Annotated in this window: 25 protein-coding genes; 14 read left to right on the top strand and 11 right to left on the bottom strand. The window is 66.8% G+C overall.

What is annotated here, in order from left to right:
- Positions 1 to 93 precede the first annotated feature (93 nt).
- From BLU02_RS11500 to BLU02_RS11475, 6 genes are all read left to right on the top strand, one after another.
- Positions 94 to 1164: a M4 family metallopeptidase gene (locus BLU02_RS11500; RefSeq protein WP_060923031.1), complete on the top strand. Its 1071-nt coding sequence runs from the start codon at positions 94 to 96 to the stop codon at positions 1162 to 1164.
- Entirely contained in the window at positions 1139 to 1450 is a 312-nt protein-coding gene (locus BLU02_RS11495) for a protealysin inhibitor emfourin (protein WP_060923030.1), read from the top strand. The genes BLU02_RS11500 and BLU02_RS11495 overlap by 26 nt, the downstream gene beginning before the upstream one ends.
- A gap of 103 nt (positions 1451 to 1553) precedes the next feature.
- Positions 1554 to 1775, top strand: coding sequence for a hypothetical protein (locus tag BLU02_RS11490; RefSeq protein ID WP_060923029.1), 222 nt, complete (start codon positions 1554 to 1556; stop codon positions 1773 to 1775).
- 99 nt (positions 1776 to 1874) lie between these two features.
- On the top strand, positions 1875 to 2633 hold the full coding sequence (locus BLU02_RS11485) for a ribonuclease H family protein (protein ID WP_060923028.1): 759 nt from the start codon (positions 1875 to 1877) through the stop codon (positions 2631 to 2633).
- A gap of 28 nt (positions 2634 to 2661) precedes the next feature.
- Positions 2662 to 3048, top strand: coding sequence for a DoxX family protein (locus tag BLU02_RS11480; protein WP_060923027.1), 387 nt, complete (start codon positions 2662 to 2664; stop codon positions 3046 to 3048).
- Positions 3049 to 3186: 138 nt separating this feature from the next.
- Complete coding sequence (locus BLU02_RS11475) at positions 3187 to 3885, top strand: Pr6Pr family membrane protein (protein WP_231919563.1); 699 nt, start codon at positions 3187 to 3189, stop codon at positions 3883 to 3885.
- Here the strand turns inward: BLU02_RS11475 and BLU02_RS11470 are convergent.
- The 5 genes from BLU02_RS11470 to BLU02_RS11450 all read right to left on the bottom strand — a co-directional run bounded on the left by BLU02_RS11470 (position 3876) and on the right by BLU02_RS11450 (position 8824).
- Positions 3876 to 5228 (bottom strand): flavin monoamine oxidase family protein, encoded by a 1353-nt coding sequence (locus BLU02_RS11470; protein WP_083370980.1) that lies wholly within the window; start codon positions 5226 to 5228, stop codon positions 3876 to 3878. The genes BLU02_RS11475 and BLU02_RS11470 overlap by 10 nt on opposite strands.
- 95 nt (positions 5229 to 5323) lie before the next feature.
- Complete coding sequence (locus BLU02_RS11465; RefSeq protein WP_060921762.1) at positions 5324 to 6301, bottom strand: SRPBCC family protein; 978 nt, start codon at positions 6299 to 6301, stop codon at positions 5324 to 5326.
- A 1-nt stretch (position 6302) separates the two neighbouring features.
- Positions 6303 to 6707 carry an ArsR/SmtB family transcription factor gene (locus tag BLU02_RS11460; RefSeq protein WP_060921761.1) on the bottom strand — a complete coding sequence of 135 codons (405 nt, stop codon included), beginning with the start codon at positions 6705 to 6707 and terminating at the stop codon, positions 6303 to 6305.
- A 456-nt stretch (positions 6708 to 7163) separates the two neighbouring features.
- Positions 7164 to 8513 (bottom strand): dihydrolipoyl dehydrogenase family protein, encoded by a 1350-nt coding sequence (locus BLU02_RS11455; protein ID WP_082750005.1) that lies wholly within the window; start codon positions 8511 to 8513, stop codon positions 7164 to 7166.
- Complete coding sequence (locus tag BLU02_RS11450; protein ID WP_060921760.1) at positions 8510 to 8824, bottom strand: hypothetical protein; 315 nt, start codon at positions 8822 to 8824, stop codon at positions 8510 to 8512. The genes BLU02_RS11455 and BLU02_RS11450 overlap by 4 nt, the downstream gene beginning before the upstream one ends.
- A gap of 54 nt (positions 8825 to 8878) precedes the next feature.
- On the opposite strand from BLU02_RS11450, the gene BLU02_RS11445 reads away from it, so the two are divergent.
- From BLU02_RS11445 to BLU02_RS11425, 5 genes are all read left to right on the top strand, one after another.
- Complete coding sequence (locus BLU02_RS11445; protein WP_082750004.1) at positions 8879 to 9283, top strand: heavy metal-responsive transcriptional regulator; 405 nt, start codon at positions 8879 to 8881, stop codon at positions 9281 to 9283.
- A gap of 185 nt (positions 9284 to 9468) precedes the next feature.
- Positions 9469 to 10065, top strand: coding sequence for a recombinase family protein (locus BLU02_RS11440; protein WP_060921759.1), 597 nt, complete (start codon positions 9469 to 9471; stop codon positions 10063 to 10065).
- A gap of 7 nt (positions 10066 to 10072) precedes the next feature.
- Positions 10073 to 11461, top strand: coding sequence for a TnsB C-terminal domain-containing protein (locus BLU02_RS11435; protein WP_082750003.1), 1389 nt, complete (start codon positions 10073 to 10075; stop codon positions 11459 to 11461).
- A complete protein-coding gene (locus BLU02_RS11430) occupies positions 11461 to 12270 on the top strand; it encodes an AAA family ATPase (RefSeq protein WP_060921758.1) in 810 nt (269 codons plus the stop codon). The genes BLU02_RS11435 and BLU02_RS11430 overlap by 1 nt, the downstream gene beginning before the upstream one ends.
- Before the next feature lie 166 nt (positions 12271 to 12436).
- The gene (locus tag BLU02_RS11425; protein WP_029153956.1) at positions 12437 to 12748 is read left to right on the top strand and encodes a hypothetical protein; all 312 of its coding nucleotides are present in this window, start codon (positions 12437 to 12439) and stop codon (positions 12746 to 12748) included.
- Between the two features lie 228 nt (positions 12749 to 12976).
- Here the strand turns inward: BLU02_RS11425 and BLU02_RS11420 are convergent, their stop codons facing one another.
- The 6 genes from BLU02_RS11420 to BLU02_RS11395 form a co-directional block, all read right to left on the bottom strand.
- Positions 12977 to 13510: a signal peptidase II gene (locus BLU02_RS11420; protein WP_029264099.1), complete on the bottom strand. Its 534-nt coding sequence runs from the start codon at positions 13508 to 13510 to the stop codon at positions 12977 to 12979.
- The gene (locus tag BLU02_RS11415; protein WP_036275918.1) at positions 13507 to 14115 is read right to left on the bottom strand and encodes a cadmium resistance transporter; all 609 of its coding nucleotides are present in this window, start codon (positions 14113 to 14115) and stop codon (positions 13507 to 13509) included. Before BLU02_RS11415 ends, BLU02_RS11420 begins: the two co-directional genes overlap by 4 nt.
- Positions 14115 to 16040 (bottom strand): heavy metal translocating P-type ATPase, encoded by a 1926-nt coding sequence (locus BLU02_RS11410; protein ID WP_197676692.1) that lies wholly within the window; start codon positions 16038 to 16040, stop codon positions 14115 to 14117. Before BLU02_RS11410 ends, BLU02_RS11415 begins: the two co-directional genes overlap by 1 nt.
- Complete coding sequence (gene cmtR, locus BLU02_RS11405) at positions 16037 to 16396, bottom strand: Cd(II)/Pb(II)-sensing metalloregulatory transcriptional regulator CmtR (RefSeq protein WP_036275916.1); 360 nt, start codon at positions 16394 to 16396, stop codon at positions 16037 to 16039. Before cmtR ends, BLU02_RS11410 begins: the two co-directional genes overlap by 4 nt.
- Before the next feature lie 321 nt (positions 16397 to 16717).
- Positions 16718 to 17236, bottom strand: coding sequence for a DUF305 domain-containing protein (locus BLU02_RS11400; protein ID WP_231919562.1), 519 nt, complete (start codon positions 17234 to 17236; stop codon positions 16718 to 16720).
- Positions 17233 to 17634 (bottom strand): four-helix bundle copper-binding protein, encoded by a 402-nt coding sequence (locus BLU02_RS11395; protein WP_082750002.1) that lies wholly within the window; start codon positions 17632 to 17634, stop codon positions 17233 to 17235. The genes BLU02_RS11400 and BLU02_RS11395 overlap by 4 nt, the downstream gene beginning before the upstream one ends.
- A 215-nt stretch (positions 17635 to 17849) precedes the next feature.
- Between BLU02_RS11395 and BLU02_RS11390 the strand changes: the two genes are divergently transcribed.
- From BLU02_RS11390 to BLU02_RS11375, 3 genes are read left to right on the top strand one after another with little or no spacing between them, the layout of a single operon-like run.
- On the top strand, positions 17850 to 18131 hold the full coding sequence (locus BLU02_RS11390; RefSeq protein ID WP_053095982.1) for a metal-sensitive transcriptional regulator: 282 nt from the start codon (positions 17850 to 17852) through the stop codon (positions 18129 to 18131).
- Between the two features lie 30 nt (positions 18132 to 18161).
- On the top strand, positions 18162 to 18485 hold the full coding sequence (locus tag BLU02_RS11385; RefSeq protein WP_060921756.1) for a heavy-metal-associated domain-containing protein: 324 nt from the start codon (positions 18162 to 18164) through the stop codon (positions 18483 to 18485).
- A gap of 55 nt (positions 18486 to 18540) precedes the next feature.
- The gene (locus tag BLU02_RS11375; RefSeq protein WP_164479519.1) at positions 18541 to 20679 is read left to right on the top strand and encodes a heavy metal translocating P-type ATPase; all 2139 of its coding nucleotides are present in this window, start codon (positions 18541 to 18543) and stop codon (positions 20677 to 20679) included.
- Positions 20680 to 20689: the final 10 nt, after the last annotated feature.

Here is a 20689-nt window from a genome sequence, read left to right as displayed (position 1 = left end):
ACGCGCTCGGCCACCACCGACATCGCTCCCGCCCTCATCGCAGAACGGCGGCGGGTCTCCTGCTGTGTCCGCGCCCCGGCGTAGGGTCGACGCATGAGCAGCGCAGAATCCTTCCCGCATCCCGGCGTCGTCCCCTCCTACCTGCTCGCCCGGCTGGCGGAGTCGGGTCGGTTCCCGAAGGCCGCCGCCGCCGCCCGACAGACGCTCACCGCGGGGCGCCCGCCGTTCCGCGCCCGCATCGACCTCTCCATCGACGAGAACGGCGACCTCGTCGCGCAGCTCTCCGATGCGCCGAACCGCACGATCAGCGACGCCGGCAACACACAGCAGCTTCCGGGGGCCGTGGTCCGCACGGAAGACGATGAGCCCGTCGCCGACACCGCGGTCAACGAGGCGTTCGACGGCCTGGGCGCGACGTTCGAGATGCTGCTCTCCGCGTTCGGCCGCAACTCGCTCGACGACGCCGGCGCTCCTCTCGACGCGACCGTCCACTACGGCGTCGACTACGACAACGCCTTCTGGGACGGCGAGCGCATGGTGTTCGGCGACGGCGACGGCGAGGTGTTCCAGCACTTCACGGGCTCGCTCACCGTGATCGGACATGAGCTCGCCCACGGTGTCGTGCAGCACACGGCGAACCTGGAGTACCAGGGCCAGCCGGGCGCACTCAACGAGTCCGTGGCCGACGTGTTCGGCGCCCTCACCGAGCAATACTCCCTGGGTCAGTCCGCCGACCAGGCGAGCTGGCTCATCGGGGCGGAGATCTTCACGGATGCGGTGGAGGGCTCAGCTCTCCGCTCAATGATCGCGCCGGGCACGGCCTATGACGACGATGAACTCGGGAAAGACCCGCAGCCCGACCACATGAGCGGATTCGTGCGCACCACCGAGGACAACGGGGGCGTGCACATCAACTCCGGCATCCCGAACCGCGCCTTCGCCCTCTTCGCCCTCGACCTCGGCGGCAACGCCTGGGAGCGCGCCGGAACAGTCTGGTACCGGGCACTCACCGGCGGGCTGTCGAGCACCGCGAACTTCACCGAGTTCGCCGACGCCACGGTCGTCGCGGCAGCCACGGTCGATCAGGAGACGGTCGCCGCCGCTCGACGCGCGTGGACGACCGTGGGAGTCTATGAGGATGACCGAGGATCCGACTCCGCCTGACGCCCCCGTCGTCATCGCCGTCGTGCGCTCGGGAGGTCTCGCCGGCATCCGTCGCCAGTGGCGTGTGGAGGCCGAGCCGCCGGACGCCGAGGAATGGATCGGCCTCATCGACAGCTGCCCCTGGGACGACGACGTCGACACGGAGCCCGGGGCGGACCGCTTCGTGTGGAGCATCCGCGCCCGCACCCCGTCCGAGCGCCGGGAGCGCGAGCTGCCCGACTCCGCCGTGGACGGTCCGTGGCGCACCCTCGTCGATGCCGTGCGGGAGGCCGCTCGCGACGCGTGAGCCGCGGTCGGAGATTCGCGCTCCCGTCGCAGGATGCCGCCGGATCCCTGCGACCTCGGTGCGAAACCGCGACCTCGCGCCGCCCGGGGGCGACAATGGAGACATGGGACTCTTCCAGCAGCGACCGGAGGAAGAAGAGAAGCAGTGGGGACTCCCCTCTGAACCTCTCGAGACCTCGGCCGCAGACACGCTCGACGCCGCGCCGACGGTCGACCCGCTGACCCTCGGCCTCGACACCCCGTCCTCGGTGAGCTCCATCGTGTTCCCCGTCGCCCCACCCGCCCCCGAGGCCGCGAGCACCGAGAACGCCGACCCCGAGGACTGACACCGCGCGTCGCTCTTTCGCACTCCCGTCGCAGGTTCCGCGGGAATCCGTGCGACCGCGGCGCGAAAGTGCGTCCGCGGCCAGCGATACGGTGGACGGATGACCATCACCGCCGCCGCAGACGGCTCCGCCCTGGGCAACCCCGGCCCGAACGGCTGGGCCTGGTACATCGACGACGCGAACTGGGCGGCCGGCGGCTCCCCGCACGGCACGAACAACCAGGGCGAGCTCCGCGCCGTCCTCGAACTGCTCCGGGCGACGGCCGGCACCGACGAGAAGCTGCTGATCGAGTGTGACAGCCGCTACGTGATCGACTCCGTGACGAAGTGGATGCCCGGCTGGAAGCGCCGCGGGTGGCGGAAGTCCGACGGCGGGCCCGTGCTGAACCGCGACCTCCTCGAGGGGATCGACGAGGCGCTGCGCGGTCGCGACGTCGAGTTCTCCTGGGTCAAGGGCCACGCCGGGCACCCGCTGAACGAAGCCGCCGACGAGCGCGCGAACGCCGCCGCCAAGGCCTACCAGCAGAAGCAGGAGCCGCGTCGAGGCCCCGGGTTCACCCGCGCGACCGATGCCGGAGCCGCCGTCGCCGCCTCCGCCCCGGTCGCCGCTGCCGCCGCCGAAGCCCCGGCATCCTCCTCGACTGCAGCCCCATCCCGCACCTCGACACCCGTCGCCGAGGCGGAGTTCGCCGCGCCGCTGTGGGCCGAGACCTCCGACCTCCTCGACGGACTCGACCTCGCGCAGGACGACCCCATCGTGCTCCAGCTCCCGCTGTCGCCCGACGAGCACGCCCGCCTCCGGGACCGCGCCGACGCGCAGGGCATCACCCTCGAAGAAGCACTCCGCCGCCTGATCTGACGGAGACCGCGAGGCGTACACTCGCAGCATGTCGACTCCCCGCACCATCGGCCGGATCTTCCTCGGCGTCTCGCTCGTGTTCGCCGGCGTCTCCCACCTCACGTTCGCCCGCGAGGAGTTCCAGGCGCAGGTGCCGGAATCGTTGCCGCTCGATCCCGACACCACGGTGCTCGCGTCCGGCGTCGCGGAGGTCGCGCTCGGCTCCGCTCTCCTCTTCGCCCGACGCCGCCGTCGCACGGTCGGCACCGTCGCCGCGCTCTTCTTCGCGGCGGTCTTCCCGGGCAACGTGGCGCAGTGGATGCATCACCGGGACGGCTTCGGACTCGACACCGATATGAAGCGCTTCGTGCGTCTGTTCTTCCAGCCGGCGCTCATCGCGCTGGCCCTGTGGTCGACGCGCGCCCCGCGCCGCTGACTCCCTCCGCCACAGCAGGCCTTCGCGCGAGAACAGGCCCCCACGCCCACCCGCGCCTGAACCCGCGCGACGGCCTGATGCGGCGTCCCCCGGATCGGCTCCGTAGACTCGGCGGATGGCGGAAAGGACGAGGCGACGGTGAACAAGCGCACCGTCTTCGGCCTGCTCCGGCTCACCGCCGCCGCCGTCTGCCTCGTCGCGCTGATCCACCGCCTCGCGTGGGGACTCGCGTCGAACACCATCGCGAGCCAGAACTTCTTCGCGTACCTGACGAACCAGTCGAACATCGCCTTCGTCGTCCTCCTCACCGTGGCCGGAGTCCTCGCGCTGCGCAGAGCCCGCGATCCGCGGTGGCTCACGGTGGCGCTCGCCCTCGTGCTCACCTGGACCATCACGGCGGGACTCGTGTTCGCGATCCTCGTCTGGCAGGCCGGCGTCCGGGGGATCCGCATCGACGTCCCGTGGTCGGATCAGGTGCTGCACTTCTGGCTGCCCGCGGTGACCGTCGCGGCCTGGGCCCTGGCCCCGGGGCATCGGGCGGTGCCGTGGCGCGTGATCCCGGTGACCCTCGCCTATCCGGTGCTGTGGGGCGTCGCGACGCTCATCCGCGGGCCACTGATCGGCTGGTACCCGTACTACTTCCTCGACCCGCGGCAGGTGAGCGGCCCCGTCGAGTTCACCGTCTCCTGCGCGATCGCGCTGGCCGTCTTCGCCGCCGTGGCGACCGCGCTCGTGCTCATCAGCCGCCTGCCGGACCCGTGGGACCGCGCTCCTGCCGAGCCCCCTCCCGAGGACCGCGCCCCGGTCGAGGCCGCACGCGAGACGGTTCAGGCGTAGAGCGCCAGCGATGCGAGCGCCGCCTCGACGGCCTCGGCCTCCCCGAGCTCCGCGAAGTCCCGCGCCGCCGCACCGCCCACGATCCCGACGAGCACGTTCTCGCCGGTCGAGGGGCGGAGGTTGATCCACGTGGGGATCGCGATGTCGTCGCCCACCGCGTGCCAGATCGCCTCGTCACCGTCCCAGAACGGCTCGTCCCATCGCAGCCACACCGTCTCGATGGCGCCCATGCCGAGCGCGGACACGGCGCCGCGGTTGTCGAACGGCAGCGGCGGGTCGAACTCGAGGGCCTGCTCCTGCAGCACCCCGAGCGGCACCGTCAGCAGCACCCGGTCGAAGGAGAGGGCCTCCCCGGTGCCGAGGCGCACACTCACCCCGGTGTCGTCCCACGCGAGACGGGTGACCGGCGAGCTGAGGCCCACCTTCACCCCGTCCAGGGCACTCTCGATGAACGGGGTCAGGTCGTCGCCGACCCCCTGCAGCGCCGCGTCGGGGAGCGGCGGGGCGAACCAGCTCGACAGGTCGGCGGCGTCCGCGCCCGTCCGTGCGGCGAGGAGCGCCAGGAGCGCAGCGGTCGCGGGATCCTCCGGGTCGATGCCGGCTGCCGCGAGGGCGTCCGCCACCGAGGAGTCCTGCGGGGCGGACTGCGCCGTGGTCACCGCGGCCTCCACCGGCTGCGGGTCCACGGGGTCGACATCGCCCTCGGCCGAGCGCCACCGCGCCCCGTCGAGGTCGACGAGGTCCATGTCCCCCTCGTCGATCGTCTCGAGAAGCTCCGCGTCGGCGTCGCCGAACAGCCACGCGCCGAGCTGCACCGGAACCGGCCAGTCGTCCTCCGCGCGGGAGAGGATCCGGCCGCCGACGCGGTCGCGCGCTTCGAAGACCGTCACCTGCAGGCCGTCCTCCGCGAGCTGCGCGGCCGCGGTCGCCCCGGCGATCCCGGCGCCGATCACGGCCACCCGCTCGCCGTCCTCGGCGGCGACGATGAGCTCCCGCGCGGCACGGCGGCCCGAGCGGAGGGCTCCCCGGACGGTACCCGGCGCCTCGTCGTCGGTCGCCTCACCGGCGAAGAAGAGCCGGTCGTCGACAGGCTGCGCGAGCGCCGCACGGGTCGCGGCGAGCACCCCCACGGGAGTGAAGCTCGCGGCGCCCCGGGCGAAGGGGTCGGTGGTCCAGGTGCTGCGGACGCTCCCGCTCGGGGCGGGGACGCCGGGCGGCGGCTCCGGTTCGCGCGTGCGGGTGGGGGTCGGCGTCGGTTCCGGCTCCGGAGTGCAGGAGGCGAGAAGCACCGAGACGGCACCGGCTCCGGCGCCGAGGAGCAGGGTACGGCGCGTGATCCTCATCGTGCCGCCACTTTATCCCGCTTTCGCACAGGCAGAAGCGCCGGAGCAGGCGGCTCTCGATGAGAACCGCCTGTTCCGGCGCGAGCGCCTGCGTGTCAGACGGACAGCAGCTCCCGCTCCAGTCGCGCGAACGAGGCCTCCATGCCGTCGGCCATGCCGGTGGCGAGGATCATGTCCCGCGTCTCCTTGTCCGGGTACTCGATGAGCACCGTGACGAGGGTCGCGCCGTCCTCCTCGTAGAGGTTGAGGTCGTTGAGCGTCTCGGTCGGCATGCCCTGCATCCGCTCGGTGGTGACGGCACGCTTCGGGGCGTCGATCAGCAGCGCCTCCCCCTCGAATCCGAACGGCTCACCCTCCGTGTCGCCCACGGGCGCCCAGGAGTTCCGGTACGACTGGCCGACCTCGGCCGCCGACACGCACTCGGTCATCTCCCACCCGTCCGGGCCGAGCATCCACTGCCGGATGAGGTCGGGCTCGAAGTGGGCGCGCCACACCAGCTCGCGCGGACCCTCGACGAGCCGGGTGATGCGCACGTGCGTGTCGTCCAGCAGCTCCACCCGGGTGCCCTTGCCCTGCGCGTAGTCGCGGAGGTCCTGCAACACGGCGTCGAGCTGGGCCGTGGCCATCCGGGTGCCCTCAACGGCGCCCATCGCGACGACCTGCTCGAGCGCCTCGGCAGACGTGAAGTGGCTCGTGTTGACCATGCGTGTGCCCTCGGCCGTCGGCTCGAACGTGAAGGTCATGCGCATGGAGGGGAGGTTGGCGTCCGGCGTGCCGTCCTCGTCAGCGAACGAGTCGAGCACCGTGAAGCTGCGCGGCGCGTCGATCTCCAGGAACTCCCAGGTGCCGGACGCCTTCTCCCCGCGGGGGCCGTTCATCGTGTACACGGCTCGGCCGCCGACGGTGTGGTCCCACCGGGAGAAGGTGGCCGGCCAGCCGGGAGGGCCCCAGAACCGCTCGAGCTGCTGCGGGTCGGTGTAGGCGGCCCAGACGCGCTCGACGGGCGCGGCGAGGTCGGCGACGACGGTCATGGTGAGGTTCTTGGCATCCGTGATGATGTCCGTGACAGGCATGTCAGTCTCCTTGCGATTCGTTGCGTTGACTGCTGGTGGGGTCGGTGGAGGCCGGCTTCCCCGCGGGCGGGGACGGCTCGGCCAGGAGATCGTCGAGCCGGGCGATGCGCGACCGCCACAGCTCTTCGTATCGGGCGAGGAGCGCCCTGGCGCGGGCGATCATCTCGGGGTTCGCGCGGACGAGCCGCTCGCGTCCCTCGGCGCGCTTGACGATGAGGTTCGCCGCCTCCAGCACGGCCACGTGCTTCTGGACCGCGGCGAACGACATCTCGTACTCGGAGGCGAGGGTCGAGACGGACTGCTCCCGCTCGATCGTCCGGCGCAGGATGTCCCGCCGGGTCGACGTCGCCAGTGCGTGGAACACACGGTCGACCTCCGCTTCGCTCAACTCCGTTTGTGCAACCATTTGGTTGTACGTTAGACCTGGGCCCGGATCGTGTCAAGAGTTTTTCTGTGACTTGCGGCTTTAGATCGGACTAGATGCTTTACATCGGACTACCCGAGGCTGAGCCGGACTGAGTCCGATCTAAAGCAGAGTGCTGGGGGCCGCCTCCCTTCGGAGTGGCAATGAAGCCAGCTGCGGTCGCGAGGAAAGTCAGATCGTCAGGCCGACTCATGCAGGACGACGGTCAAAACGCGCGCACATCCAGACCCCGAATACGGATGGTTGGCGGTCGGCAGAACCTGCGCCGAAACCCATACACCACCCGTTTCGGCGCCCTAACGTTTCGGCAGGGGGTTACGGCGGGGCGACGTGTGGACATTGTCGCTTTTTGGCGGTGTTTTGTGATCGCTTAGTGACGGGTGTGGCTGGCCGGCGACTGACGGAAAGCAGAGGTAGTCGGCTCTGTGTGTTAGTTGGTCAGAGTAGGGAGCCGAGGTCGGAGCCGAGGGAGGGGTAGGTGGCGGTGGTGGATTTGAGTTGCCGGGTGGTGAGACCCAGTTTGATGGCGATGCCGAAGGTGTTGATCAGTTCGGAGTAGCCGGGGCCGAGCAGGTGCGCGCCAAGGATCTGATCGGTGTCGGTATCGATGATGATCTTCGCGGCGGCGGTGGTTTCGGCGACCCGGTAGGTGGAGTACCAGTTGCTGGTGTCAGTGAAGCGAACGGCGGTGTTGTGGCTTGTGGCGGCTTCTTCTTCGAGGAGGCCGACCCGGTTCAGCTCCGGGATGGTGAACACGGTCGTGGGGACCCCGGTGTAGTCGGGTGCTGTGGTGGTTCCTTTGAGCATGTTCGACGCGGCGACTTTCCCCTCAAACACGGCCACCGGAGTCAGGGGACGTCCCGCGGTGTCGGCGGCGTCTCCTGCGGCATAGACGGCGGGGTTGGTGGTGCTTTGCAGGTGCCCGGCGACGGTGACTCCACGTAGGCTGCCGGCAATACCGGCAGCGTCCAAATGGAGGCCATCGAGGGCGGGGACGCGACCTGCTCCATGAACGACGAGGTCCGCGTCAAGACGGGTGGTCGTGCCGTGGGTGTTGATGCTGATCTGGAACCCGGCGGGGGCGGCCTCGATGGCGGTGACGTTGGTGTTTCGGTAGACGTGGATGCCGGCTTGCTCGGTGCGGGAGGTCAGCAACTCCACCAGGTCGGGGTCGAACTCGCGCAGGGGTCGCGGGCCGTGGTCGATGATCGTGCACTGCGCGCCGGCGCGGGCGGCGATGTGCGCGAACTCGAACGAGATGAAGCCGCCGCCGATGAACACGATCCGCTGCGGTAGAGCATCGAGGTCGAGGAATTGGGTGCTGTCGATGAGGTGTGCCGCACCGGGGAACGTCAACGGCCTCGGGGTGGCCCCGGTGGCGATGAGGAAGCGGTCGGCGTGGTGGGTAGTGCCATCGATGGTGAGGGTGTTCGGGCCAGTGAACTCGGCGTGGCCGTGAAAAGTGGTGGCACCGTTGCCGGTGAGTTCGTCTTCCATGCCTTTCGGGACACCGTCGGTGAAGCCGCGCTTGCGCCGCATCAGGGCCGGCCAGTCGACACGGAGGCCGCCTTCTGTAATGCCGGTGTCGTTCATCAGCCGGGCGGCATCGACGATTTCGGCGCCGCGGCGGAGGATCTTTTTCGGGTCGCATCCCCGGAGCGCGCAGGTACCGCCGTAGGGCAACGCGTCGACAATCCCGACCCGCCAGCCCTGCGCCGCACACTTGTTCGCAGCGGACGTGCCCGCCATGCCTGCACCGATGACCAGCAGATCGAACGCGTCACTCACCGGATACCCGCTTCGACGGTCCTGATGGCGTCCCGGATCTGCTCTGTCGTGGGCGACCCGGCAAGACCTGCCGGTGTCAAATACACCCGGCACGACAGGCCGGGCGGAGCTTCTGGCGCGGGAAACAGCGGCACACCGTCGGCCAGGAGAGTCGGGGACCCGCGGAAGTCGAGAGCTTCCGCTTCCTCCTGCGTCTCGATGAGCTGCCGGCTCACCGTGACGTCGGATCGTTCCGCGGCGATCACCGTGAGGCGATCCGCGGCCGTCTCCCAGTTCGGGCACCCATCGAAGTACTGCAACGTGATCTGCATGCATCGACCGTAAACGTTGCAGCCCGGTACAAGGTCAAGTGGTGAAATGGGGGTATGCGCATTGGAGACCTCGCCGCCACCACGGGAGTCAGCACCCAGACCCTTCGTTTCTACGAACGCGAAGGGCTACTTTCTGCACCGAGTCGACAAAGCAATGGATACCGGGTCTATGACGATGAGGTCGCTTCCCGCGTCGGATTCATTCGCGCCGCTCAATCTGCCGGATTGACGCTGGCCGACATCGCCGGAGTCCTCACTCTCCGGGAAGACGGGCAGGCGCCCTGCTCGCACGTGCACTCGCTGCTCGATGGCAAACTCAATGAAGTCAGGGTCCGTCAACAAGAACTCGCCCGTCTCGAAACAGAACTCGTCGACATGCTCACCACCAGTTCGGCCGTCGACCCAGCGACGTGCTCGGAGCGCAGCATCTGCAACGTCATCCCGCGGCTGCTACCGTAAACCCGTCGTTGTACGCACCAGCAGGGCATCTCGAAAAGCTACAGCTTTTCGAGACATCGGCCGGATCCCGGCTGTGTGATCGCTGATCCGTGTGATCCTCGGTCAGCGTCTGTCTCAACAATGCGTCTCACCGGAAAGTGTCTCAGCGCGATGACGCGGCGGGGTTTGTGAGGCACAATGGCCGAGTGAGACTTCTTGGATACACCCGCGTGAGCACATCGAGCCAGGATGCGCAGCTGCAGCTCGACGCACTCGTCGCCGCTGGTGTTCAGAAGCGCGACGTGTTCGCCGATGTCACCTCCGGGAGCAAGACCGCGATCGAGCGTCGTGGGATGAAAAAACTCCTCGAGCACGCAGAAGCCGGTGACACCGTCGTCGTCTGGCGCGTGGACCGCCTCGGCCGCTCCCTCATCGACGTGCTGAACACCGTAAACCTGCTGCGCGAGCGGGGCATCCATGTGCGTTCTGTCTCGGATGGGATAGATCCAGCGACATCGACGGGCCGGTTGATGCTGAACATGCTCGCCACGCTCGCGGAGTACGAGCGTGAACTGATTGTCGAGCGGGTAAATGCTGGGATCGCCGCCGCCAGGCAGAGCGGCACTCGCTTCGGTCGTCCACTCTCGGACCCAGCGGTAATCGCCGACAAGCTCGCGATCGCCGCCGACGCCCGAGCGAAAGGTCGCACCGCCGAAGATGCAGCACGGCTCGTCGGGTGGAGTCGCGCCACGCTCTACCGCCACCAGCAAGCCCTCGCCAGCCGCGAGAGCATCACCATCTAGCGATGTGATGAGCGGCGGGGAGCGGTGGCGAATTCTTCGACTACACGTCGAGGACCAGATACCTCTCACCGCTCTCTCCCGAGAAACCGGGATTGGCCTGCGTACGCTCCAACGCTGGCACCAGCTCTACCGAGACCACGGCATCACTGCACTCGACCCTCAACCGAGAGCCGACGCCGGCATTCGTCGCACGGGGGGCGAATTGGTCAGATTCATCGAGCACCTCGCGTTGACCAGGCCGAGGCCAGCGATCGCGACGCTGCACCGCCTTGCGAGTACCGAAGCGGAGCGGCAAGGCCTGGTGGTGCCCAGCTACGCCACTGTCAGAGATATCGTGCAGTCCCTCGACCCGGCACTGGTAACGCTCGCGTTGGATGGACCCATTGCGTATCGCGATCGATACGAGCTCGTATACCGGCGCCGAGCCGACGGGCCCAACCAGATCTGGCAGGCCGATCACACCGAACTCGACATCCTCATCACCAGTGCCGTAGGCGGCAAATCTGATCGACCCTGGCTCACGATCGTGATCGACGACCACTCACGCGCGATCTGCGGATACACCGTCTTCACCGGTGCACCATCAGCGATGAACACGGCCCTCGCGCTCAGGCAGGCGATCTGGCGCAAGACCGACCCCGCGTGGGCCATGTGTGGAATACCCGACGTGCTCCACGTCGACCACGGCTCCGACTTTACCAGCCATCACCTCGAACGCACCGCCATCGAGCTGCGCATCCGGATCATCCACTCCACCGTGGCTCGGCCCCAAGGCCGCGGCAAGATCGAACGCTTCTTCCGCACCATCAACACAGAGCTTCTCTCCACTCTCCCCGGGCACCTCAGACCAGGCGACAGGAATCCTCACCCCGCTCTAGATCTGGCCGCCCTCGACCAGGCGATCGGCGGGTTCATCGGGATGTACAACGCACGCCCGCACCGGGAGCTCGGAGTATCGCCTCGGGACGCGTGGGTCGCGAACGGCTGGCTTCCGCGAATGCCCGACAGTCTGGAACAACTCGACGGCCTCCTGCTCACGGTCCCCAAGAACCGGGTCGTGCAGCGCGACGGCATTCACTTCCAGGGCCAGCGCTACCTCGCTCCGACACTCGCCCCCTTCGTCGGGCACACGATCACAATCCGCTACGACCCGCGCGACATCTCCGAGATCCGCGTGTACGACCGCGACACATTCGTCTGCATCGCCGTCGACGAAGCCCACCCCAATCTCCGCCTCAGCCTCCGCGACATCGAAACCGCCCGCCGAGCCCGCCGCCGCGCACTCCGACACACCATCAACGACCGCATCCTCACCGCCGTCACCCGCGACGAGCCACGCGACGTCGCGGCACCTCCGCATCGCCGCCGGCTACGCACCTACGAAGAGGACGAGTGATGAACCAGCCATTCATCGTCACCAAAGAGCACCGACGCTTCACCGAATTCGCGAACGCCGTCCGCAAAGAGAAAACCATCGGCATCTGCCACGGCGACGCCGGCGTCGGCAAGACCAACTCCGCCCGCCGCTACGCAAACTGGGACGCTCTGGAGCCCTACATCAACAAGTGGGGACCTCGCGGCGAGCACGACGCCAAGCACTACGCCCTCGCCAACCGATCCCGGACTGTCTTCTACACACCCGAGGTCCTCTGCAGACCCAAAGATCTCATGCACGACATCGACCGCTGGCAGGCAAAGGTCGAGATCTGCGCCGACGAACACCTCCGCTCGCGTGAGACCGAACCGACCACCACGCCGATCGGCATGTCTCACCTCGTGGATCTGCTCATCATCGACGAAGCCGAAAGGCTCACACCGACTGCGCTCGAGCTGCTCCGCGACCGCCACGACCGTGAACACCTCTCTATGATCCTCATTGGCATGCCCGGCATCGACCAACGGTTCCGCCACTACCCACAGCTCTACAGCCGACTCGGCTTCTCCCACCACTACCGAACCCTCGGCCGAGAAGAACTCCTCTTCGTCCTCGACCGCCACTGGAAACACCTAGGACAGCAACTCGACCCAGAGGACTTCACCGACGCGCAGGCGATAGCTGCGATCGAACGCATCACCCGTGGCAACTTTCGTCTCCTTGAACGGCTCTTCCCTCAGATCGCCCGAGTGCTGAAGATCAACGGGCTTGAGACCATCACCGACGACGTCATCGAAGCCGCAGCTAGCATCCTCGTCATCGGCAACTAACGCCGCCAAGCGATCACAGAACACCGCCACCGAGCGATCAACTCCACAGGGCGACGCTCGGCGTGTCGCACTTCCCCAGCACCACCACGGGTGCCCGGCCGCAAACGATCGTTTTCGGTGGTAGCCCGGGCACGACATCAACAGCGAAGTCGAGGATGATTGAGTCGTGGAGATTGAGCTGCTTTATATCGCCGGTTGCCCCAGCTGGGTTGAGGCTGGCCGTCGTGTTTCTGAGGCGCTACGAGAAACAGGCCACGACGAATCGGAGGTTCACTACCGACTCATCCGGACGGAGGAGGACGCGGGCGCAGTCTCGTTCGCGGGCTCCCCCACGATCACCCTGGATGGCAACGATCTCTTTCCGGGGTCGGGGCGAAGCAATGACCTCGCCTGCCGTATTTACAGCACCCCTGCTGGGCTGGCCGGGATGCCAACGGTTGAACAGATTCGAGAGGCGCTCTCCGCTCATGGCGACTGACGAGGACGTTGCGTGCACGTGCTGCGGGCGACATCTGCCACGCAAGAAGCTGCACGCACTCGGAGACGATCGCGCTTTCATCTGTCGACGATGCGGCTGGTGGGTGGCTCTGCGCCTACATCGCGACCGCCCGCCTGCCTAAGCGTGAACTCACTCAACGGCTGCCCACGGCGATCGCGCCGATGTAGAGGGCGAGTTGATGGGTGTCCCACCACCGCACAACGGATCTCACTCGGTGCTCTCATCCCCGGCGCGGATCATGAAAACTGCTCCGGTGATCGCTGCGGCGAAGATTACGATGTCGGCGATGTTGCCGATGAACCAGTTTCCGTAGGCGAGGAAGTCCACGACGTGACCACGGGCGAATCCGGGGTCCCGGAAAAGGCGGTCGCCTGCGTGTGAGGCGGAAGCGCCGCCGAGCGCGCCGATGACGATCGCCCATCTCACGCGTTGCACTCGGAACGCGAACACGATCGCTGTGACCGTGGCGGCGACAGCGAGCAGCGCGAACACCCAGGTGAAGCCTTCCCCGAAGGAGAATGCCGCTCCGGGGTTATAGGCGAGCTGCAAACCCAGCAGGTCACCGATCAGCGGGATGCGCTCACGGTCGGTGAGGGTCGCTTCGGCCCACACCTTGGTTCCCTGATCGATCAGCACGACGACCACGGCGATCAAGAGCGCTCCACCAGTGAGCTGCCGCCGCCGGGTCGACGACAGCTTGCGCGCAGCGGGCGGATGAGCCTCTGACTGGGAGGAGGTCATGCGAGCACCTCGATCAGACGGACGATGACCCCAGATTCGATCAGGATGAACAGGCCCAGGCCGATGAACACGGCCGGTACGAGCCAGTGCTCGACGCGCTCCAGCCCCTCGGTAACAGCCTTGTTGGTGCCGATCAGCCGGCCGGCCGCGCACCAGACCGCGACGAGGATCAGGAATACGACGATCATGATCGCGACGTCGCTGGGGGCGCTGGTGCGGAAGATCGGCGTGTAGAGGGAGATGTTGTCGGCCCCGTTGGCGATCGTGATCCCTGCGACGCCCCATAGTCCGACCGCGGTGATCTTGGAGTCGTCATCATCGTCATCGCTGTTACGGCGCAGGCCGCGAATGAGCGTCCAGATGCCGATGCCGAGCGGGATCAGACCCAGGAAACCGACCCATTCGTCCGGAACGATGGTGAGACCGAGAGCGGCGATCACGCTGATCACGACGAGGGTGATGAACCCGAGATACTGGCCCGCGACGATCTGCCACGGCCGGGGCTTCCCTCGACTGGAAGCCAGGAACAGCACGGTGAGCACGACAATGTCGTCGATGTTGGTTGCCGCGAACAGGCCGATCGCTGAACCGATAGTTGCGAGCATCAGCTTTCCAGTCGTGGCGTGCGGGTGCGTGCGGCGCGCAGACCGTTGAGGATCACGATGACCTCCGCGACCTCGTGGACCAGGACGACGGCCGCGAGCCCCAGGACGCCGAAGAGCGCGAGCGGGAGCAGTGCAGTGATGATCAGCAGCGACAGGATGATGTTCTGGTTGATGATCCGTCGACCGCGGCGGGCGTGATCGAACGCTCGCGGGATGAGGCGCAGATCATGGCCGGTGAAGGCCACGTCGGCGGATTCGATTGCCGCGTCGGAGCCGGTGGCGCCCATCGCGATACCGATGTCTGCGCCAGCGAGGGCCGGTGCGTCGTTGATTCCGTCGCCGATCATCGCGACCGGCCCCGCCTTTGACAGCTCGCCGATCGCGGTTGCCTTATCCTCGGGACGCAGTTCCGCGCGCACGTTGCTGATCCCGGCCTGCGCGGCCAGTGCACGAGCGGTGCGGGCGTTGTCTCCGGTGAGCATCGTCACGCCGACGCCTTGGTTGGTGAGCGTCCGGACTACCTCGGGGACTTCAGGGCGCAGTTCGTCGCGGACGCCGATCGCGGCGACGGGGGTTCCGTCGCGGTGGACGATCACGACGGTCATGCCCTGCTCCTCCAACTCCGCGACCTGCTTCCCGAGGTCGCCCGCGTCCAGCCAGCGAGGACTGCCGACGGTGATTCTCGATCCGCCGACAGTGCCGTCGATGCCGTGCCCGGCCTGCTCGGTCACATCTGCAGCTGCCGGTGTGCCCGGGGCCGCGGCGGTGATCGCAGAGGCAAGGGGATGCGTGCTGTGCTGCTCCAGTGCGGCCGCCCAGGCCAGCGCCTGTGTCTCGGTCACGCCGTTCGCAGTGAGCACCGCGGTGACCGCAGGTTCGTTGCGGGTGAGGGTGCCGGTCTTGTCGACCGCGACGTGGCGGACCGTGCCGAAGCGCTCGAAGACGGCGCCGGACTTGATGATCACGCCGAACTTGCTTGCTGCGCCGATCGCGGCGACGACCGTCAGCGGCACCGAGATCGCCAGCGCACACGGAGAAGCGGCGACCAGCACGACAAGCGCGCGGGTGATCCACACCTCTGGATCGCCCAGCAGCGACCCGATGATCGCGACGAGCGCTGCGAGGATCAGAACGCCGGGTACGAGCGGGCGGGCGATCCTGTCCGCGAGACGTGCACGCTCGCCCTTCTCGGTCTGCGCCTTCTCGACCAGCTCCACGATCGTGGTGAGCGAGTTGTCGGTGCCCGCAGCGGTCGTTTCGACCTCCAGCGCGCCGGCGCTGTTGATCGCACCGGCCGACACCGCATCGCCGGGCTCGACCTCGACGGGGATCGACTCCCCGGTGATCGCCGAGGTGTCCAGGCTGGAGCGGCCAGAACGGACGATCCCGTCGGTTGCGATCCGCTCGCCGGGACGGACCACCATGACCTGGCCGACCGTCAGCTCTCTCGCGGGCACCTGCGCAGAGACGCCGTTCTGCAGCACGGTCGCTGTCTCCGGCACGAGGTTCAGCAGCGCCCTCAGCCCGCCCCGGGCACGGTCCATCGCCTTGTCCTCGAGCGCCTCAGCAATCGAGTACAAGAACGCCAGAGCCGCAGCCTCCTCCACGTAGCCGAGGATGACCGCGCCGATCGCGCTGATCGTCATCAGCAGCCCGATACCGAGCTTGCCCTTGAACAGTTTCCGGATCGCGCCGGGCGTGAACGTCGACGCACCGAGGAGCAGACCGGCCCAGAACAACACCAGCGCCGGGATCTCGAGGCCGGACCATTCAAGGATCAGACCGGCCAGGAATGCGACACCGGAGAAGACCGGCACCATGATCCCACGGTCCCTCCACCAGGGCCGCACAACCTCTTCGGTCTCATCCTCCGCCGCAGTGGCAGGCTGGGCAGGCTCGTGCTCGCAGCCACACGCCGCGCTCACGCGTCCGCCCCCGTCCCACAGCAGCCAGCCACCGTGCACGCAGAGTCCACGCACGGCGCGTGCTCATCGACCGCCAGCGTCACGTCCACGAGCGCGACGAGCGCAGCCGTAAGATGCGGGTCGGCGATCTCGTAACGAGTCTGGCGACCCTCCGGCTCGGCAACGACAATCCCGCAGTCACGCAGGCAGGTGAGATGGTTCGACACGTTCGAACGCGTCAGCTCCAGCTCACGAGAGAGCACAGCCGGGTAGCTCGGTCCACCGAGCAGAGACATTAGGATTCGGGAACGCGTGGGATCGGCCATGGCCCGGCCGAGCCGGTTCATGACATCGAGGCGTGAGGAAATAGTCAGCACACACTGAACTATACAGTGATTGATGACCTATTGGAACGGCTTCACCCCAGGCGACATCTCTGGGGCCTGGGTGTAAGTACATCCGGCTCACACCCCACCGAATACGCCTACCGAAACCCGCTTACGGCGCACGTTTCTGGCATTCGATCTGGTGTGCCTTCACTCACCGCGCCGCAAACGATCGTTTTCGGCAGCTCTCGCGTAAGGCTGAGGCGTAAGGTTGCCTGGTCGACCCGGACCCTGTCGACGGCGGTGATCCGGTCCGCTCGTCATGAGCGCGGTAGCCGGTCCACTCGTCGCAAGGGTGGTGCCGACGCCCCACTAATCGTCGAGACGGTCGAGAATCTCATTCATCTGGTCGATCTCTTCCTGCTGTGACGAGATGATCTGCTCACAGAGATCTTGGATCTCCGGGTCGCTGATGTCTGATTGCTCACACACCAGAATCGCTCGAGAGTGATGCGGGATCATGGAACGGAGGAACTGGTCGTTACCGACGAGCGCTTCCGAGCGTCCCATGAAGAAGGCGACAAGGAAAAGCGCGGCGAAACCTACGAGCAAGCTGATGTTCGCGGCCTTGTTCGGGAACATCTTCCACATGACGATGACCATGATGATGCCCATGGGGAAGACCATCATCAGTGCCATGTAGAGGTTGCTGATGTTGAGGAAGAGATCGTCCAGGACGTTGATCATCGCAAACGTGAGGAAGTACATCACAACGAAGCTGAGCGATAGCGAGACGGCGAGCTTAAGGTAGCTCGACATCCCGCCCTGATTCTTCCCCTGGGAGTGGCCGGCCGGCGGGCGTGAACCGTTGTCGGCGTGCTGGCTTGTCATAGCGACTCCAGCAGTGCAACGCACGCCTGTTCGCAGCGTCGGCATGCCTCAGCGCAGATCGTGCAGTGTTCGTGCATGGTGTGCTGTTCACACTCGTTAGCACAGCTCAGGCACGCCGCTCGGCAAGCTTCGAGCGCGGCACGGGTGACGCTGGCGTCGTGCCCGGTGCGACGGGAGAGGATCCGGGTGGTGGTTACGCAAAGGTCTGCACAGTCCTGGTTCGCGCGAATGCACTTGATTAGGTCAGCAACCATGTCCTCGCTGAGGCAAGCGTCGGCACATGCGGTGCAGGCTTGCGCGCACGCGAGACACGCGTCGATGCAGTCGACGAGCTTCTTCTGATCAATTCCGCCCAGATCTTTCGGATACGTGCTGAGCATTTCTTCGGTGACGGTCATGAGAGAACTCCTTTCGTGAGCCACGAAAGTACGCTCGCATCGCCCGCGCACTGAGGCCCTTGAATACCCCGCTGGGGTCTGGTAACCCGGTATTGATAAGCCGCCGCGCTGCGCAGATCAGCCTGTGAGCTGAACAGAGTCGGCGACCACGTTCGCCTAGCGGGAATAGAAGCGAAAACATTGAGTTAGATACCCCCAGGGGGTATGCTCGAGGCATGAACGGGTACGACGGAAGCAAGGACGACCTGCGCAAGCGGTTGAATCGCGTCGAAGGCCAGGTGCGGGGGATCTCCCGGATGGTTGATGAGGACAAGTACTGCATCGACATCCTTACGCAGGTCTCTGCGGCGACGAAGGCCCTGGAGACGGTGGCGTTGTCGTTGCTGAGCGATCATCTGAGTCACTGCGTCGCTCAGGCAAGTGCTGAGGGTGGCGACTTCGCAGCGGAGAAGGTTCGTGAGGCCAACGAAGCCATCGCCCGCCTGGTTCGTTCATGACCACACGTCTGTTTAGTAAAGGAGAACACCATGACTGATCGCATCGAGCTGGGACTGACGGATGCGAACGCTGGTTGCGCATGCTGCGCTGCCCCATCGAACACAGAGACAGCCGTCCACGACGATTCTGCGGTCACATCGGAGGTGCTCGTCGACGGGATGACATGCTCGCATTGCGCATCGAGCGTCAGTGAGGAGCTGGGCGCTGTCGACGGTGTCGAGTCCGTCACCGTGGATCTCAACGCGGGTGGCACCTCCCGGGTGACCATCCGCAGCACCGCCCCGGTTGACCCCGCCGCTGTGAAGGCTGCGGTGGAGGAGGCCGGCTACGCTCTCGCGACCAGCCAGCCCTGAGTTGCATCTGTCGGCGTCCGGCTTACCCCGGGCGCACCTGAGCAAGGAGTCTCCGATGAGCCAGCACGACGAACACACCGATCACACCGCGCACCGCAACCACACGGCGGCGGCAACGACGGAGCACGACCATGGGGCGATGAGCCACGATCACGCTGCACCGCACGAAGACACCGGGCACGGCGGCCACGAAGATCACGCCGGTCACGGCGGGCATGGCGGCCACGGGGATCATGTGGGGCAGTTCCGGCGCCTGTTCTGGATCATGCTGCTCCTCGCCGTGCCGGTGGTCGGATTCTCGACGATGTTCTCGATGATCCTGGGGTACCCGCTGCCGGACGCGGCGTGGGTCGCGTGGGTGTCACCGGCTCTCGGAACGGTGATGTACGTGTGGGGCGGTGCCCCGTTCCTGACCGGTGCGGTCGGTGAACTTCGTGCCCGCAAACCGGGGATGATGCTGCTGATCGCCCTCGCGATCACCGTGGCGTTCCTCGCCTCCTGGGGGGCGAGCATCGGGCTGCTGCACCACGAGCTGGATTTCTGGTGGGAGCTGGCGCTGCTGATCGTGATCATGCTGCTCGGCCACTGGATCGAGATGCGTTCCCTCGCCCAGACGACGTCGGCGTTGGATTCCCTCGCCGCATTGCTGCCCGACGAGGCGGAGAAGGTCGACGGAGACACCACTGTCACCGTCGCACCGGCTGATCTGCAGGTCGGAGACGTGGTGGTGGTGCGTCCGGGCGGGCGGGTCCCCGCGGATGGGCGGATCGTGCAGGGTTCGGCCAGCATGGACGAGTCGATGATCACCGGAGAGTCTCGGCCGGTGCGCCGCAGCGATGGTGACCCGGTAATCGCTGGAACCGTAGCCACCGATTCCGGGGTGCGGGTAGAGATCACCGCCATTGGTGAAGACACCGCACTCGCGGGCATCCAGAAACTGGTCACGGAGGCGCAGAGTTCATCGTCGCGGGCGCAACGACTCGCGGATAAGGCAGCGGGGTGGCTGTTCTGGTTCGCGCTCGGCGCTGCCGCGATCACCGCGATTGTGTGGACTCTCGTCGGCCAGCCCGAGGCAGCCGTGATCCGCACCATCACCGTGCTGGTCATCGCCTGCCCGCACGCGCTGGGTCTCGCGATCCCACTGGTCGTGTCGATAGCGACCGAACGCGCCGCCCGTGGAGGTGTGCTGATCAAGGATCGTCTCGCCCTGGAGAGCATGCGCACCGTCGACACGATCCTGTTCGACAAGACCGGCACGCTCACCAAGGGCACCCCCGCCGTGACCGCGATCGATCCCGTCACAGGGGCCGACGCCGATCAGCTGCTCGCGTGGGCGGCGGCCGCGGAAGCGGACTCCGAGCACCCCCTCGCCCGTGCGATCGTCAACGCAGCGAAAGAGAAGAACCTCACCGTTCCGCGATCGACCGATTTTGAATCCTCCCCCGCCGTGGGGGTGCGTGCCCGTGTCGACGGACACGTCGTGCAGGTCGGCGGCCCGTACATGCTCGAGCAAGAACACGCCGCCGAGCTGCCGGTTGCCGACGAGTGGCGCGGTGAGGGTGCGATCATCCTCCACGTGCTCGTCGACGGTCAGGTGACGGGCGCGCTGCGCCTCGCGGATGAAATCCGCTCCGAGTCGCGTCACGCGGTCGTTGCGCTTCACGAGCGCGGCGTGCAGGTGGTCATGATCACCGGTGACGCTGACGCGGTCGCCGCGTCCGTCGCCGGCGAGCTGGGTATCGACCGGTACTTCGCCGGGGTCCGTCCGGAGGACAAAGCCTCCAAGGTGAAAGAACTGCAAAACGAAGGCCGCAAGGTCGGGATGGTCGGTGACGGCGTGAACGACGCCCCCGCCCTCGCCCAGGCAGACGTAGGGATTGCGATCGGTGCAGGAACGGACGTTGCGATCGCCTCCGCAGGTGTCATCCTCGCCAGCGACGACCCCCGATCGGTGATCTCCGTGATTGAGCTGTCGCGGGCCAGTTACCGGAAGATGAAACAGAACCTCTGGTGGGCCGCCGGGTACAACCTTCTCTCGGTGCCGTTGGCTGCCGGTGCGCTCGCCCCCGTCGGGTTCGTGTTGCCGATGTCGGTCGGTGCAGTGTTGATGTCACTATCCACGATCGTTGTCGCGCTGAATGCGCAGTTGCTGCGACGGCTGAACCTCAGCCCGGACGCCGTCGTCGACAAGTAGGCGCATGGGC

Origin of the sequence: Microbacterium paraoxydans (genome assembly GCF_900105335.1) — a bacterium.
Classification (GTDB): domain Bacteria; phylum Actinomycetota; class Actinomycetes; order Actinomycetales; family Microbacteriaceae; genus Microbacterium; species Microbacterium paraoxydans.
The sequence above is the reverse complement of the archived record's forward strand: the minus strand, read 5'-3'. Positions and strand labels throughout refer to the sequence as shown.